A 14,167-nucleotide genomic window follows, 5' to 3' on the forward strand; every position below is an offset into this window, starting at 1 on the left:
CACCACCCCCACCACCTGCACGTGGTGCCGCTCCATCACCTTCAAGGCCCCCAGCAGTGTGTCTGTGGGAAAAACTGTGGCGATGAAGGACGACAACATTTCACTGAAACCCCGGCCCTGCCCCATTTCCACGACCTCCCCGCGATGGACTCACATCCCCTGCAACTGTCCTGCCGGTCCTCCAAAGTCCGCGTGCGACACACCGGCAACGGCCGGGCGACGGGCGTAGACTGAAGGGGTGACATCACGACAGGCATCAGCACCCCGGTTGAGCCGGATGGCGGACCTCTTCACCAAGGCGGTGGAGCGGAGCAAGGAGGGGTTGCTGACCCTCTCGTTCAAGCCGGACGAGCTGTACCGGGTGCCCACGGACGACGGAGCGGCCATCGCGCTGGGGCGCTACCACCCTCGAGGGGAGCGCCGGTTCGCGGAGCCCGTCCTGCTGTGCCACGGGCTGGGAGCCAACCGCTTCCACATGGACTTCAACGAGCAGTACAGCCTGGCGCGCTACCTGGCGCGGGCGGGGTTCGAGACCTGGGTCATCGAGCTGCGCGGCCGGGGGCTCGCCGGGGCCTGCGCGGACTGGAACTTCGACGACCAGGCCGAGCACGACGTGAGAACAGCTTTGCGCACCGTGATGTCCACCGGTGCCCAGCAAGTGCTGTGGGTGGGCCACTCCAAGGGCGGCCTGATGCTCTATGCCCACCTGGCCAAGAACCCCCAGGCGCCGGTGAAGGCGGCCGTCTCCCTGGGTGCGCCCTTCACCTTCGCGGTGCAGCCGGGCCTGCGAGCGTTCGTCCAGCGGGTGGAGCCCGTCCTCAAGCTCAAGGTCATCCCCACCCGGCGCGTCACCAGCATCGCCTTCTTCGGGGCGCCTCCGGGGCCGCTCACCCGGTACATGATGCTGGCGGACAACATGGATCCGCAGGTGGTGCGCTGGGCGCTGGCCAACGTGCCCGCGGACGTGGCCGGGGGCGTGGGACGGCAGTTCGCCCGGTGGATCACCACCAGCCGGTTCACGTCGTTTGACGGCAGCTTCGACTACCGCGAGCCGCTCGCCGGGGTGAAGATTCCCTTCCTGCTCATCGCCGGCAGCCGGGACCTGCTCGCGCCGCCGCTGGCGGTGGCCCGGGCGAAGGAGCACCTGGGCGGCCCCGTGAAGATGCTGGTCGCCGGCCGCGGCCACGGCTTCGAGGCGGACTACGGCCACGCGGACCTGATTCTGGGCCGCAAGGCGCCGGACGAAATCTTTCCCCAGGTGGAGGCCTTCCTGTCCTCCAACGCCACCCCGCTCTAGAGGAAAAGCCCTCCGGGAGGGCCGGTTGTCCGGGCCCGCCCGGCGTGCTACCCGGGAAGCCGTCCCATGGGCCCATCCGTTCGCTTCCCATCCCGGCCGTGACGTCCCGCTTGAAAGCCCCGCGGCCTGGCACCACCGTGGAAGGTCCCCTGTCCCCTCCCCCGAGGCCTCAGCGCATGCGTCCCGCTTCCTTCCGCGCCTCCTTGCTGTCGTGGTCCGCTGTCGTCACCCTTGGAGCGGCCCTCGGAGTCCTGGGGCTGACGGGCTGCCGACCGCAGGCCCAGGAGGGGCCGGACCCCACGGTGGTGGCCACCGTGAACGGCGAGTCGCTTAGCCGGACGGACTTCGAGCAGGAGCTGGCGCGGGAGCTGGCCACCACGGAGGGCCCTGAGCCCACGCCCGAGGAGGTGGAGCCCTTCAAGCGGGCGCTCGTGGACACGCTCGTGAAGCGGATGCTGCTGCTCCAGGCCGCGAAGCAGAACAACATCGCCGTGACCCCCGAAGAGGTGGACCGCGGCGTGCTGCGGCTGTCTGGCGACTACCCGGCGGGCAACTTCAACGAGGTGCTCGCCCAGGGGCAGCTGTCCATGGCGGAGCTGCGCGCGCGTGAGGCAAGCCGGCTCACCATCGAGAAGCTCTTCACCAACCACGTCTATTCGCGCGTGGCGGTGACGGAGGAGGAGCTGCGCGCGTACTACGCGGCGCACGAGGCGGACTTCCAGGAGCCGGAGGAGGTCCACGCCGCGCAGATGGTGGTGAAGGGGCTGGACGACGCGCGCAAGCTCCAGGTGCAGCTCAAGGCAGGCAAGAAGTTCTCCGACCTCGCCCGGCGCTATTCGCTCAGCGCGGACGCCAAGGTGGGGGGCGACCTGGGCTTCTTCCCCCGGGGACAGATGCCTCCGGCCTTCGACGAGGTGGTATTCAAGCTGGGGGTGGGGCAGGTTTCGGACGTGGTGTCCACGGAGTACGGCTACCACCTGTTCAAGGTGCTGGAGCGCAGGTCGGCGAGGAAGCGGGAGCTGGTGGAGGTGCGCGGGAAGGTGGAGGGGCGCCTCTTGGAGGCCAAGCGGGCGGCGGCGCAGGAGGCCTTCGAGAAGGAGCTGCGCGACAAGGCCCAGGTGGTGGTGAACGAGGCCACGCTGCAGACCATCCGCGGGCGGCCGGCGCCGCAGGCGGCGAAGTGAAGGACTTTTCCGGGAGCGGGCCTGTTGGGCTCCCGGCGTTTGTCTCAAGAGGGTCGTTGCGATGAAGAACCTGGTGGCGTTCCTGGCGGCGGTGATGCTCTTCACGGGGGCGACGTCCGCCCGCGCGGAGCTGGTGGACAAGGTGGCGGCGGTGGTGAACCGCGACGTCATCCCGCTGTCGGAGGTGCAGCAGCGCGCCGCGCCGGAGCTCCAGCGCGTGAACTCCGAGATCGACCCGCACAAGCGCGCCGAGGCCCGCGCGCAGCTGATGAAGACCGCGCTGGACACGCTCATCGGCGAGAAGCTGATGGAGTCGGAGGTCCAGCAGCTGGGCATCACCACCACCGAGGCGGAGGTGGATGAGCTGGTGCAGGACGTGCTCAAGCAGAACAACGTCAGCGACATGAGCCAGTTCGAGCAGCTGCTCAAGAACGAGGGCTTCACGCTCGCCGGCTACAAGGACATGCTCCGCAAGCGCGTGGTGCGCGACAAGCTGCTGCGCATGAAGGTGGGCCCCAAGGTGAAGGTCACCGAGGAGGACCTGAAGGCCGCGTACACGCAGTACACGCGCCTGGAGACCGAGGACGTGGAGGTGCACGCCCGCCACATCCTGGTGCAGGTGGACGCCAAGGCCACGCCGGAGCAGGTGGCCGCCGCGAAGCAGAAGGCGGAGGGCATCGCGCAGGAGGCCCGCCGGCCGGGCATGGACTTCTCCGCCCTGGCGCGCGCCCGCAGCGAGGGCCCCAGCGCGTCGGACGGTGGCGACCTGGGCTACTTCAAGCGCGGCGTGATGGTGCCCGCCTTCGAGAAGGCCGCCTTCAACCTCAAGGAGGGTGAAGTCAGCGAGCCCATCCGCACCAACTTCGGCTGGCACATCCTGAAGGTGGAGGAGCGCCGCAACATCGCCGTGGCCTCCTTCGAGGAGATGAAGCCCAAGCTGGAGTCCAAGCTCCTCAACGAGAAGACGGAGAAGTTCCTGGACCAGTACGTCCAGGAGCTGCGCTCGAAGGCCAACGTCGAAGTGAAGATGTGAGCCCGCGCCCGGTGACCACGACGGACGCGCGCCCCCGCGTGGGCATCTCGCTGGGGGACGTGTCGGGCATCGGGCCAGAGGTGACGGCCCTGGCGCTGGCGAAGCCCGCGGTGCGCCGCGCGCTGGTGCCAGTGGTCTTCGGGGACGGGCCCACGCTGGATGGCTTTCCCCTCTTCCGCCGCTTCCCTCGCGTGGCCCTGGAGGAGCTGGGCCGCATGGAGGGGCCGGCGGTGGTGGAGGTGACGCACCTTCCCGCGAAGCACCGCGTGCCGGGCAAGCCCACGCGCGAAGGCGGCAAGGCGCAGTACGCGTACGTGCGGGCCGCCATCGACGCGATGCGCGCCGGGACGGTGGACGCGCTGTGCACCGCGCCCGTGTCGAAAGAGGAGATTTCGCGCGCGGGCATTCCGTTCATGGGCCACACGGAGGTGCTGGCGGACGCGTTCGGCGTGGACGTGTTGATGATGATGGACGGGCCTCGCGTGCGCATCGCGCTGGCGACGAACCACGTCCCCATCTCCGCGCTGCCGAAGCTGCTCACGGTGGAGAAGCTGGTGGCGCAGCTCCAGTTGCTGTCGCGCAGCCTGCAGCCGGTGGTGGGGTGCAAGCCGCGCATCGCCGTGCTGGGCCTCAACCCGCATGCGGGCGAGGGCGGGATGTTGGGGCGCGAGGAGGTGGAGGTGATTGGTCCCGCCATCCGCCTTGCTCGGGCGAAGCGGGTGGATGCGCACGGGCCCATCCCCGCGGATGGCCTGTTCGCGCGGCCTGACGAGGTGGGCGCGAAGTACGACGTGGTGCTGGCCATGTACCACGACCAGGGTCTCATCCCGGCCAAGGCGCTGGACTTCGAGCGCACGGTGAACGTGACGCTGGGCCTGCCGGTGCCTCGCACGTCGCCGGACCACGGCACCGCCTATGCGATTGCCGGCACGGGGACCGCGAGCTGCGTGCCCATGATGGAAGCCCTGCTCAAGGCGGCCCGGCTTTCTTCGGGAGCCGGGCAGACAGGTGCTTCGCGAGGTCCTCGCCGTCCTCCTTCGGGTCGATGAGCTTCGCGTGCGTGCCCCGCGCCGTGGCGTCGGGGACCACGAGCACGGTGACCTTCCCCGTGGGGCAGTGACCCAGGCAGGACGCCGGGATGAGCTGCGTCCTGGCCGCCAGGCCGTGGGCCTTGAGGGCTTCACGCACCCGGCGCGGCAGGTCCACCCCGCCCGCGTCCACCGGCAGCCGCATCAGGCAACGGTGACACAGGTGCAACTCGATGGGGTCTGGGTCCTCCCGCGCGGCCATGCGCCAGTCTAGCGCTGGAACCGCTTGTTGAGCTTGTTGAGCTGGCTCTCCATGCCCATGGAGGCCCGCTCCGTCCACTCCTTGCTGTGCATGGCGTCGGACGTGACGACCATCCGCACGGTGTCGCCCTTCGCCTCGAACTCCACCACCGTGGAGACGGTGTACGGCGTGACGCCGGGGATGAAGTCCACCGCGTGCCGGTACGCGAGCCGCGTCTTCGGCGTCAGCTCCGTGTACGTGAGGCTGCTGGGGCTGGAGAGGGGCATGCCCGCCTGCTTCATGAAGGCGACCTGTTCCGGCGCGGTGGCGATCATGTCGTAGCGCAGCAAGCCTTCGGGGCGCGCGTTCAGCTCGTGCACCTTCACGGAGAAGCCCTCGGGGCCCCACCAGGACTCGAAGCCGTCCTTCGTGGTCCACAGCTCCCAGACCTCGTCGAGCGTCGCCTGATAGCTGCGGTCGAAGGTGACGGTGCTGCGCTTCGCGGTTTCGGTCGGGGTCGTCATGTGGGGTCTTCCTCGGATTTGGGGGCGTCCGTGCGTGCCTTGCGTCTTCGCTCGAGCGCCTGGCCGAACCGGTCGAGGCGGGCCTCCCAGAGGCTGCGATACCCGGTGACCCAGGCATCGAGCTCCTGAAAGGGCTCCGGGCGAAGCGAGTACAGCCGCTTCGTGCCCTCGGGGCGGACCTGGACGAAGCCCGCCTCCTGGAGGATCCCCAGATGACGGGAGACACCCGACTGCTGGATGTCCACCCGCTCCACCAGGTCGTTCACCGCAAGCTCGCCGCCCTTCAGCGCCTCGACGATGCGGCGGCGCGTGGGGTCGGCCAGGGTTTGGAAGACGTCAACATTCATGGACGTGAATATACATATCCATGAATGTTTCGACTGTCCAGCTAGAAGACGAAGGGGTAGTGCACGGGGGTGTTCATGGCGACGCGGTGCACGGGGAACTTCCAGCCGCGCACCTGGTCCTCGATGCAGCCGGCGAGCGGAGAGCCCTTGAGGGCGTCGGTCTCCATGGCCACGCCGGAGACGGTGCCAGCGGTGTCCACGGACCAGCGCATCTGGAAGCGGCCGCCGTTCTCCAGGGCGGTGCCGGCCTTGAAGTTCTGGACGCAGGTGGCGATGGCGGGCTGGTTCGTGACGACCACGTTGGTGATGTCCGAGGGCACGAGCTGCTCGCGCTCGGAGGTCGGGGCCGGCGGGATGTAGACGGTCTTCTCCTGGGCCTGCTTCGGGGCGGAGGCCTCCGCTTCGTCGGTGAAGCCGAGCTCGCGGGCGAAGTCCTCGTCGATTTCGGATCCGGGCTGCGCGGCTTCCTCCGCCTCGGCTTCGGCGGCGGCCTGACGGGCCCGGGCCATCTCCTCCTCGGAGATTTCGCCACCGAAGGACATCTCACGGACCTCGCTGCTGTCCTCGGGCGCTTCGAGCGTGGCCGCGCGCTGGGCCACGGGGGCCTTCTTCTGCGTCACCGGAGCGGGCTGCGTGGACGGCGTGGGATCCGGAGCCAGCGTGTGCAGGCCGGTGGTCAGGCCCGCGCTCGCGGGGCCCGCGAGGACGGGCGTGTTCGGAGTGAGGGCCTGCGCGGCGCGCTGTGCGTCCGTCAGGGCGGGCGTGTTCACGCCTCCGGCGATGGACTGCGAGAAGTCCGGCGCGGCCAGCTGGGTGCCGGGAACACCGTAGAAGCCCTGCGTGCCCGGCTGGGTCGTCGCGAAGCCCTGGGTGCCCGGAGCGCCGATCCGCGCGGCGACGGCGCCCGGCTGAGTCGTCGCGGAGCCCGACGCTGCCACGGGGGGGCTGTTCAGGACCTGTGATTGCGGCGCGGGCTGCGTCTCATCCTTCGACGTGAGGCGCAGGCCCGCGACGACGAGGAGGCCCGCGGCGAGCGCTCCCATCGCTATGGCGCTCACGAAGGACATGGGGCTCATGCCGAGGATGCGCGTGGACGCATCAGCGATGGCGGGCGGAGGCTCGGGCGCCACGGGGGCGTAGGGCATCCACGGCTGCGGCGCGTAGGCCTCGGCCGGAGAACCGGGCGTGGCCCAGACGGGCGACGGCGGCGTGGCGTCCCACGACGTCACGGCGCCACAGGAGTTCTCCTGGGAGGTGCTGGACGGGGACTCATCCGCGCGCAGCCACTCCGGGATGACGAAGTTCGCGGCCTCGGCGGACAGCGTGAGCTGGGGCTCCACGTTGTCGTTGGACGGCGGCGGCAGCGACTGGAGCCAGGTCTCCTCCGTGGAGGCCAGGTCGAGCAGCGTGCGCAGAGGGCCGGTCGCGAAGGACTCCGGCACGAGGTCCTCTTCTTCGGAGGTCTCGGAGGAGAGCGCGCGATCCAGGCACGCATCCAGCTCTGCTTCGAAGGTCTCGGGGTCGCGGGAGAAGTCCGAACCGCCCAACTTCGCCCGCGAAGACACATCACCCGTCAGTAGCTCGCTCACGCCACCCTCCCCGCCGCCCATACCGCGCCAGACCACCGACTCACTGCCAGGGGGCCGATGTTAGGAACGACCCCCGTTCGCGCTACCGCGAGCGTCCAGCCGTGAACGCTCCAGCGGTCATTTGCCCCCGCGCGAGGCCCGAAACGTACGGCCCCGCACTCCACACTGTGCGCCGGTGTGCCGACAGGGTTCGGCTTTCCACTGCCAACCCGCCATGTCAGGAGGGGGAGGTAGACACTCGGGGCCTACCCGCCCTGCATGAGCACGAAGCCCTCCGCCACCTATACGGTCGAGTTCCTCCAGACCGCCGTGAAGCAGCTCGCCGCGGTGGATCCGGTCCATCAGCGCCGCATCGCGAAGCGGATCGACGCGCTGGCCACGGAGCCCCGGCCCGTGGGCGCGGAGAAGCTCAAGGGCAGTGACTAACTGCGGATCCGCATTGGCGACTACCGCGTCATCTACCGGGTCGAGGACGGCCGGCTCGTGGTGTTGATCGTCGAGCTGGGCCACCGGCGGGAGATCTACCGCTAGCCGTCTTCTTCGCCTTCTTCGCGAGCCCCAGCTCCGCCTTCACCTGCTTCCACGCAACGCGAGGCTGGCCCTCGGACTCCCGGCGTGCGGCATCCGCCTTCTGGATGTCACGCCGGTCCTCCAGCGCTTCCAGTGCCTGGAGGTCCTCGAAGGGAATCACCGCGACCAGCTTCTTGCCGTGCCGGGTCAGGACGAGCCGCTCCTTCCCGTAGGCCGCCCGGTTGAGCAGCTCCGCCAGGTCGTCGCGCGCTTCGGTGATGCTGACTTCCATCATGGCCGTTCCCCAGGAAACGTACGTTCTGTACGTATCATACAGAACGTCCCGACACGGCGCTTCCCGGCCCGGCGTGCCACCTCAGTACCGAGGGGCACCCGGCTTGGGCGTCAGGTTGCTGGGCGGGGCCTGGACTCCGTTCACGCGCAGGCCCGCGTGCATGAAGGACGGTGCTCCCTGGAGGAAGACCGCCGGGAAGTTGAGCGTGGGCTGGGATTCGTCATCCAGCGCCTTCACCTGCTCCGGCGTGAGCTTCACGTCCAGCGCACCCAGATTGGTGTCCAACTGCTCCAGCGTGCGCGCACCCAGGATGGTGGACGCCACGCCCGGCCGGCCTTGCACCCAGGCCAGCGACACTCGCGCCACCGAGGTGTTCTGCTCCTTCGCCACGCGCTGGAGCACATCGATGAGCCTGTAGGTCTTCTCGTTGAGCGACGCCTCCGCCCACGCGCCCCGGTCCGCCTTCTGCTTGCCCGCGTTCTCCCGCGTGTACTTGCCGCTCAGCACCCCGCTGCGCAGCGGCGACCACGGCGTCACGCCGAGCCCCAGCTCCCTCGCCATCGGGATGAGCTCGCCCTCCACCGTGCGCTCCAGCAGCGAGTACTCGATCTGCAACGCCACCAGCGGCGCCCAGCCCCGGAAGAAGGCCGTCACCTGCGCCTGCGCCACCTTCCACGCGGGCGTGTCGGAGAAGCCCACGTAGCGGACCTTGCCGGAGCGCACCAGGTCGTCCAGCGCCCGCATCGTCTCCTCGATGGGCGTGTTCGCGTCCCAGGCGTGCATCCAGTACAGGTCGATGTAGTCCGTCTGAAGTCGGCGCAGCGATTCATCACACGCCGCCATCACCGACTTGCGGCCCGCGCCGCCGCCGTTCGGATCCCTCTCGAAGAGGTTGCCGAAGAACTTCGTGGCGATGACCACCCGGTCGCGCTTCGCGGGGTGCTTCCCGATGTGGTCCCCGATGATCTTCTCCGCGTGCCCGAACGTGTACACGTTCGCCGTGTCGATGAAGTTCCCGCCCCGCTCGATGAAGCGGTCCAGGATGGCGTTGGACGTCTCCACGCTGCTGCCCCAGCCCAGGTCCTCGCCGAACGTCATGGCGCCCAGGCAGAAGGGACTGACGCGCAGGCCGGAGCGGCCCAGGGTGACGTAGTGGTCGAGCGACATGGGCGGCTCCCTCGCGGATGGAAAGCGCGCGGAGCCAATCCCAGACGCCTCATCGCGCCAACCGCCCTTCCCTCGGGACGTCCAACGTCAGACACGCTCCCGCGCCCATCCGATCAACGCCGGACATCCGCACGCTCCAACGCCCCTGCGGCGTCGTGCCCCCCATGGCAGGGTCAGTGTCCAGCGTCCGTGTTCCCCGGCCCTCCCTCCTGCGATAGGAGGACGTTCCATGCGAATCCTCTTCCCTGCCCTGCTGGGTATGACGCTGGCCGCCGTGGGTTGCTCGTCGTCCCCCGAGGTGAACGACCCCACGGAGAATCCCGTCATCGAGCGGGGTCCCAAGACCATCGCCGTGGACGGCGACCCCAACGGACTCTGGTGGGACGCGGAGAGCGCGACCCTCTACATGGCCGACGACGAGAACAACCGCGTGCTGCGCTACCGCGACGGCGAGGGCATCACGAAGGTGGCGGATCTGCCCGCGGCTCCCGCGGATGGTCCGGGCCTGGGCGGGATGGTGCGGATGGCGGACGGCACGCTGGTGGTGGTGCGCTTCGGCGGCGGCACCGCGGGCGATGTCGTCTACGTCAAGCCGGACGGCACCTCCGCCATCGTTCCCAACCTGCCTCCGGAGCGCCGCCGCATCGGCATCACCGTCACCAATGACGGGCAACTGCTGGACGGCTACTTCGTGCGCAACAACAACGTGAACGTGGGCAGCGTTGCCCGACTGGGTCTGGAAGGCACCGAGCAGGAAATCGTCGGAGCCCTGGTGAAGCCCGTGGGCGTGCTCGCGGTGAACGACACGCTCTACATCAGCGATCAGATCGCCGGGAAGGTGTACCGCTCGCCGCTGTCCGCGCCGTCGCAGTTGGTGGCCTTCGCCACGCTGAACAGCCCGGACCTGCTGGCCGTGGGCCCCAACGACACGCTGCTCACCGGCAGCCGCGACGGCACCGTGCTGAGCATCCGTCAGTCTGGCGAGGTGAGCGTGCTGGCCGGCGGCTTCCAGCAACCGCACGGCCTGGCCTACGACGCGAAGAACAAGCGCCTCTTCATCGCCGACCATGACGGCACTCCGGCGGACGGCACGAACCACACCCTGCGCATCATCCCGCTCGAATGAAGTCCGCTCCCCTGTTCACGCTGGCCCTGCTCGCGTCAGGAACCGCCCTGGCGCAGGAGGAGAACTACCCGCGCTTCACTCCCACCTTCGTGGCTGAGGTGGACTACCGCGTCCACGCGGACGACATCGAAGGGCACAACGGCTTCAACCTGGCGCGCCTGCGCCTGGGCGGGCGAGGCCAGCCCGTGCCCTGGCTGGTCGCCGTGGGCACGGCGGAGTGGGCGCAAGAGAAGCCCGCGCTGCTGGACGCGTACGTGGACTTCCTCGTCATCGACGGGCTGCGCTTCTCCGTGGGCTACGCGAAGACGCCGCTGTTCCCCGCCGGACGAGACCAGAGCATCGAGACGCTCCCCATCCCGGAGCTGCCGCTGGTGACGGCGGCGTTCTGGGCCCGCCGCGACCTGGGCGCGGAGGTGCAGTGGACGCCCGCGTCGCTGCCCCTGGAAGGCTGGCTGCGGCTGGGCAACGGCTCTGGCAGCCCGCTGGGCAACGACAACGCCCAGCCCTCCGTGGACTTACGCCTGGACGTGCGCCACTCCGGAGTCCGCGTGGGCGCGGGCGCGCACGTGGAGGACGCCTTCGACCGGCCCGGCATCGGCGGGCGAGGGGCGCAGAACTTCCTCTTCTACCGGCCGCCTCCGGTGTCCGGCTACCGCACCGTGACGGAGGCTCACGGGCGGCTGGACGCGGGGCCGGTGCGCGTGGACGTGCAGGCAGCCGCCGCGTGGGAGCACCGCTCGCGCGACACGGACGGCAACCCGGCCACGCCGCGCGAATCCCTGCCCACGATGAGCAGCCAGGGCCTGGGCGTGGAGGCGTCCTGGGTGATTCGGGGCATGCCGCGCAAGGGGGCGCGGTGGCCCGAGCCGCTCGCGGGCGTGGGCTCGGAGGGCATCCCGTCCGGCTCACTGGAGCTGGCCGCGCGCGTGGAGCGGCTGTGGCTGGGACGGGGCGCACCGGATGTGGTGCCCGGAGGCACCACGGCCGGCGCGCTGGCGTTCCACTGGTGGGTCACGCGATTCCTCGGCTTCGGCGTCGCGGGCTACGTGAACCACTACGACACGCCGCCCGTGGAGATGCCCACGCGCGACTGGTCGTACCTGGCGCTCCTGCGCACCACGGTCAGCCTGCAATGACTAGCGGTGGTGCGCGTGCTGGCGGTCCACGTGGTGCTGAAGCTGGCGCCGCGCGGCTTCGAACGCGTCGGTGACGGCCTGGTAGGCATCCGCGTGGGCCGTGAACTCCAGAGGCTCCCGGTCCGCGACGATGTCCTTCCCCGGCACGTGCAGCTCCACGCGCACGTGGAAGTGGTGCCCTTGGGCGTGGTGGCGGTGCGGTTCCTCCACCACCACGTTGCAGCCGGTGATGCCGTCGTGGAACTGCTCCAGCTTGTCCACCTGGTCGCGGATGTGCTCGTTGAGGGTGTCGCTCGTTTCCATGCCCCGGTAGGTGATTCGCAGTGCGCGCTTCATCGTCCGCCTCGGGTAGGGCTCCGTGCTCTGGAGCCGGTGTGGATTCAAGGCATTGCATGAGCCCGGCCAACGCCCCGGGCCCACGGAACTGCCTATAACGGCCCCCATTTGACGGGGCATGACGGGACACGCGCCCGTGTGCATGGGGCACGTTGACTCACGGCAGCTTGCGCAAGCGAGGCAGCAGCTCCGCTACTGGCCGCCCCAGCGCCTCCGCGTCCAGATACACCTGCACGGCGTGTCCCACGCCCTCCACGGGGTCGGCGAAATAATTGCGCTTGGTGGGCACCACCCACGCGAAACCCGTGCGCGGCAGCACGAAGCCAGGCGCGTTGCCGTAGGTGAGGAAACCTCCGGTCCTCTCGCCCACCAGCGGCGCTCCCGTGGCGCGGTGCAGCGCGTAGGCGCCGCTCTCTCCCGAGGACGCGGAGTCCCGGTCCACCAGCACCACGATGCGCCCGGTGAAGGGCGTCTTCGCATGGCCTTCCGCGCGGCCGCTGTCGAACACGGGCCGCGAGGGCTCCGGCGTCACGGGCCACTTCGGCCGGATGGCTTCACGTTCGGCCTTTGCTTCCGGCGTGTCCAGCCGTCCATCCATCGCCTGCCGCTGCACGCGCGAGTTCCATTCGAAGCACGGGAAGAAGGCGCCGTGCATCCACACCTCGCCGGAGGAGAACCACGGCCCGCGCACCATCGTGTCCAGCCACTCGTAGACGTAGCCGTCGTTGCCGCCGCTGTTGCCTCGGAGGTCGAACACCAGCAGCTTGTGCTTGCGGTGCTTCGGCGCGTCCGCGACGAACTGGCGCAGCCCGGCCTCCGCTTCTGGCGGGCCTGAGAAGCGGCGGAGGGTGATGATGCCCACGTCGCCCTTCGGCTCGTATGTGTAGATGTCCTTCGGCGCGAACTCACGGGCCGGACGCGGCGGACGGACCTTGAGCGGCAGCGACGTGTCGCCGCAGCGGAGCGTCCGTGCATCACCTCCGCCTCGCGCGGAAACGGTGAGCCGCTGTGCGCGGGAGCCATCCGGCTTCAGCACCGGCGCCACCCGCAGTGTGTCCGCCTGCGCGCCCTCCACGGTGTTCGCGTCACAGGACGTGAGTTGGAGTCCCGGAGGTGCGTCGGCCTGGTACTCGCGGAAGGCGAGCCGTGGCTCCTCGCGCAGCATGCTCAGGAGGCCGGACGGACCGAAGTGGTTGTCCGTCAGCGCCTCGCGGACGGCGATGGTCGGCGTAAGCACGCCGTCCTGGAAGGACACGGTGGGCCCGGATGCGGCCACCTTCGCGCTCCAATCCCGGAAGAAGGCATCCGGATCAAAGGTGCGGTGCGCGAGCAGCTCCGGCCAGCCTGAGTACGTGGTGCGCAGGACCTGGTGCAGGAAGCGCACGTCCTCCGCCAGCGCGGCGCTGTCCACGCGCGTGTCGGGCGTGGGCTTCGGTCGGCGGAAGGCCTCGTGCAGCACGGGGCTCTCCGGGTCGTAGCAATACGCGGCGCCGGTGGTCCGCGAGTCCAGGTACGGGGAGGGGGCCGCCGTCAGCAGGCCTCCCACGAGGAGGAAGAGATGCATGCCTGGATTACGACGCGGTCCCTCCAGCCATTGCCAGAAACAAGGCGCAGTGACTCACGGTGAAGAGGTCAGCTCGGAGACGGGATGGGTGCGCGGCCGGGCTCGACGACCTGCGGCCCACGACCGGGGAACTGTACGCCCGCGTCGGAGTCCTTCTTCTGCTCCTTCTCCAGGATTCGCGCCTGCGCTCGGGTGCGGTGCAGCCCTTCGCCCACCCGTTCGTAGGCCCGGTGCAGGAAGAAGGACGCCGCGCTGAGCGCGAACACGGAGGCCACGAAGCGCGTCTCACGCGGGCGCACCGTCGAGGCCACCATGAAGCCCGAGGCCACCCACGGCGTCAGACAGAAGGGACAATCCAGCAGCTCGCCCAGCGCGCGCCGTGGGCCTTCGCCGCGCGCGGTCTCCACCACCTCGCCCGCGGTGCTGTCGGACTCGTAGCGCGTGAACGGTGCCCGGAACACGCTGAAGACCCGGTCCAGTGCCACCAACCGCGTCACCGCGTGCGTCGCGACGCCGAACAGCGCCAGGTCCTTCCACCCCAGGCGCTCCGGCAACCGACGCCCGGAGGCATTCATCCAGCCCAGGAAGCCGACCAGCGACGTGCTGAACGTCCCGATGAGCGCCGCGTACGAGCCCAGCGGGTGGTGATCCGAGTCGTAGCCAGCGAACGGTCCCGTCTCCTGAAGCGCTTTCATGGGGTGCACAGCCTCCATGCCGCCAAAGCTGTGCATTCCCCCTGACTCCAAGCATCCGGGCAGCCAGGCGCGCGGGCACTCGCTCCAATGCGGCC

General features: G+C 69.5%; 16 protein-coding genes and 1 pseudogene. 8 read left to right on the forward strand and 9 right to left on the reverse strand.

Annotated elements, in window-relative coordinates; all coding sequences use genetic code 11:
* The first annotated feature begins 277 nt into the window (after positions 1-277).
* The 4 genes from D7Y15_RS08465 to pdxA all read left to right on the forward strand — a co-directional run bounded on the left by D7Y15_RS08465 (position 278) and on the right by pdxA (position 4,563).
* Entirely contained in the window at positions 278-1,297 is a 1,020-nt protein-coding gene (locus D7Y15_RS08465) for an alpha/beta fold hydrolase (RefSeq protein ID WP_121752232.1), read from the forward strand.
* Between the two features lie 176 nt (positions 1,298-1,473).
* Entirely contained in the window at positions 1,474-2,481 is a 1,008-nt protein-coding gene (locus D7Y15_RS08470) for a peptidyl-prolyl cis-trans isomerase (protein ID WP_121752233.1), read from the forward strand.
* Positions 2,482-2,542: 61 nt separating this feature from the next.
* Positions 2,543-3,514, forward strand: coding sequence for a peptidylprolyl isomerase (locus D7Y15_RS08475; RefSeq protein ID WP_120579694.1), 972 nt, complete (start codon positions 2,543-2,545; stop codon positions 3,512-3,514).
* A gap of 11 nt (positions 3,515-3,525) precedes the next feature.
* Positions 3,526-4,563, forward strand: a complete 1,038-nt coding sequence (gene pdxA, locus D7Y15_RS08480; RefSeq protein ID WP_121752264.1) for a 4-hydroxythreonine-4-phosphate dehydrogenase PdxA — start codon at positions 3,526-3,528, stop codon at positions 4,561-4,563.
* Here the strand turns inward: pdxA and D7Y15_RS08485 are convergent.
* From D7Y15_RS08485 to D7Y15_RS08500, 4 genes are read right to left on the reverse strand one after another with little or no spacing between them, the layout of a single operon-like run.
* Positions 4,484-4,804 (reverse strand): hypothetical protein, encoded by a 321-nt coding sequence (locus D7Y15_RS08485; RefSeq protein WP_121752234.1) that lies wholly within the window; start codon positions 4,802-4,804, stop codon positions 4,484-4,486. The two genes, pdxA and D7Y15_RS08485, sit on opposite strands and share 80 nt — an antisense overlap.
* Positions 4,805-4,812: 8 nt before the next feature.
* Positions 4,813-5,307, reverse strand: coding sequence for an SRPBCC domain-containing protein (locus tag D7Y15_RS08490; RefSeq protein WP_121752235.1), 495 nt, complete (start codon positions 5,305-5,307; stop codon positions 4,813-4,815).
* Complete coding sequence (locus D7Y15_RS08495) at positions 5,304-5,654, reverse strand: helix-turn-helix transcriptional regulator (protein ID WP_121752236.1); 351 nt, start codon at positions 5,652-5,654, stop codon at positions 5,304-5,306. Before D7Y15_RS08495 ends, D7Y15_RS08490 begins: the two co-directional genes overlap by 4 nt.
* 41 nt (positions 5,655-5,695) lie before the next feature.
* Positions 5,696-7,243 (reverse strand): AgmX/PglI C-terminal domain-containing protein, encoded by a 1,548-nt coding sequence (locus tag D7Y15_RS08500; protein ID WP_158629023.1) that lies wholly within the window; start codon positions 7,241-7,243, stop codon positions 5,696-5,698.
* A gap of 258 nt (positions 7,244-7,501) precedes the next feature.
* On the opposite strand from D7Y15_RS08500, the gene D7Y15_RS45200 reads away from it, so the two are divergent.
* Both D7Y15_RS45200 and D7Y15_RS46735 read left to right on the forward strand, forming a co-directional pair.
* Positions 7,502-7,669 carry a type II toxin-antitoxin system RelE/ParE family toxin gene (locus D7Y15_RS45200; protein ID WP_199745897.1) on the forward strand — a complete coding sequence of 56 codons (168 nt, stop codon included), beginning with the start codon at positions 7,502-7,504 and terminating at the stop codon, positions 7,667-7,669.
* Positions 7,670-7,699: 30 nt separating this feature from the next.
* Positions 7,700-7,774 (forward strand): type II toxin-antitoxin system RelE/ParE family toxin, encoded by a 75-nt coding sequence (locus D7Y15_RS46735; protein WP_368667326.1) that lies wholly within the window; start codon positions 7,700-7,702, stop codon positions 7,772-7,774.
* Positions 7,775-7,856: 82 nt separating this feature from the next.
* On the opposite strand, the pseudogene D7Y15_RS46740 reads toward D7Y15_RS46735, so the two are convergent.
* A pseudogene (locus tag D7Y15_RS46740) lies at positions 7,857-8,048 on the reverse strand (type II toxin-antitoxin system Phd/YefM family antitoxin); the annotation flags it as partial.
* Positions 8,049-8,129: 81 nt separating this feature from the next.
* A complete protein-coding gene (locus D7Y15_RS08515) occupies positions 8,130-9,215 on the reverse strand; it encodes an aldo/keto reductase (protein ID WP_121752238.1) in 1,086 nt (361 codons plus the stop codon).
* A gap of 229 nt (positions 9,216-9,444) precedes the next feature.
* Here D7Y15_RS08515 and D7Y15_RS08520 point away from each other — a divergent pair, with 229 nt between their 5' ends.
* Complete coding sequence (locus D7Y15_RS08520; RefSeq protein ID WP_121752239.1) at positions 9,445-10,341, forward strand: hypothetical protein; 897 nt, start codon at positions 9,445-9,447, stop codon at positions 10,339-10,341.
* On the forward strand, positions 10,338-11,477 hold the full coding sequence (locus D7Y15_RS08525; protein WP_233604860.1) for an OprO/OprP family phosphate-selective porin: 1,140 nt from the start codon (positions 10,338-10,340) through the stop codon (positions 11,475-11,477). Before D7Y15_RS08520 ends, D7Y15_RS08525 begins: the two co-directional genes overlap by 4 nt.
* On the opposite strand, the gene D7Y15_RS08530 is transcribed toward D7Y15_RS08525, so the two are convergent.
* From D7Y15_RS08530 to D7Y15_RS08540, 3 genes are all read right to left on the reverse strand, one after another.
* Positions 11,478-11,813 (reverse strand): HPF/RaiA family ribosome-associated protein, encoded by a 336-nt coding sequence (locus D7Y15_RS08530; RefSeq protein WP_120579686.1) that lies wholly within the window; start codon positions 11,811-11,813, stop codon positions 11,478-11,480. It abuts the gene before it with no gap.
* Positions 11,814-11,970: 157 nt separating this feature from the next.
* A complete protein-coding gene (locus D7Y15_RS08535) occupies positions 11,971-13,377 on the reverse strand; it encodes a S41 family peptidase (protein WP_121752240.1) in 1,407 nt (468 codons plus the stop codon).
* Between the two features lie 68 nt (positions 13,378-13,445).
* Complete coding sequence (locus D7Y15_RS08540; protein ID WP_121752266.1) at positions 13,446-14,072, reverse strand: DUF1360 domain-containing protein; 627 nt, start codon at positions 14,070-14,072, stop codon at positions 13,446-13,448.
* Between the last annotated feature and the right edge of the window lie 95 nt (positions 14,073-14,167).

The sequence above is a fragment of the Corallococcus sp. AB030 genome (assembly GCF_003668965.1).
GTDB classification, from domain to species: Bacteria; Myxococcota; Myxococcia; order Myxococcales; family Myxococcaceae; genus Corallococcus; species Corallococcus exiguus.